Origin of the sequence: Adlercreutzia sp. DFI.6.23, from assembly GCF_024462535.1 — a bacterium.
In the GTDB taxonomy this organism is placed as follows: domain Bacteria; phylum Actinomycetota; class Coriobacteriia; order Coriobacteriales; family Eggerthellaceae; genus Adlercreutzia; species Adlercreutzia rubneri.
This window is the reverse complement of the sequence record NZ_JANGBP010000054.1, coordinates 1-508: the sequence shown is the minus strand read 5'-3', so window position 1 is coordinate 508 and position 508 is coordinate 1. Positions and strand designations below refer to the sequence as shown.

1 protein-coding gene is annotated in these 508 nt (G+C 60.4%); it reads right to left on the bottom strand.

Annotated elements, in window-relative coordinates:
• Window positions 1–113: 113 nt before the first annotated feature.
• A partial coding sequence (locus tag NE591_RS12305; protein ID WP_256156752.1) for a hypothetical protein occupies window positions 114–508 on the bottom strand: 395 nt, incomplete at its 5' end.

Here is a 508-nt window from a genome sequence, read left to right as displayed (position 1 = left end):
CTTCTAGTGTAGCCCCCAAGCCTTTCGCATCTTTCGCAGAGTTTCGCAAGTTTCGCAAAAAGGGGGAGGGGCCCGTTGCGCGGTAATTTCCTGTTTCGGGCAGCGTGGCGGGCTCATCGCCGGGCGCGGCGGTTCATGGCGAAGGCGATGGCGCCGGCTGCTGCTGCTCCCAGGGCGATGCTTGCGATGATGGCAAAGGGGACGAGATCTCCCGTTTGGGCCAGCCGTTCGCCCTCCTTCAAGCCGGTCTCGTAGACATTCTTCACGTAGTCGGCGTCGGACTTGCTCACGGGGTTCTCGATCATTTCGTCGGAGATTTCCGTCTTGTCTTGAGCGTCGCCCGATTCGATGAAGTCCTTCACGATCTCGTCCTTCACATCGTCAGGCAGGGCGTCTTCGATCTCGTCCTTATCGAAAGTGGTGTCGCTCAGCATGCTCGGTGCGGTGCTTCCATCAGCGCTCGGCGTATCGGCGGGCTTGCTGGCGCTGGAATCGTCCGCTGGCTTGT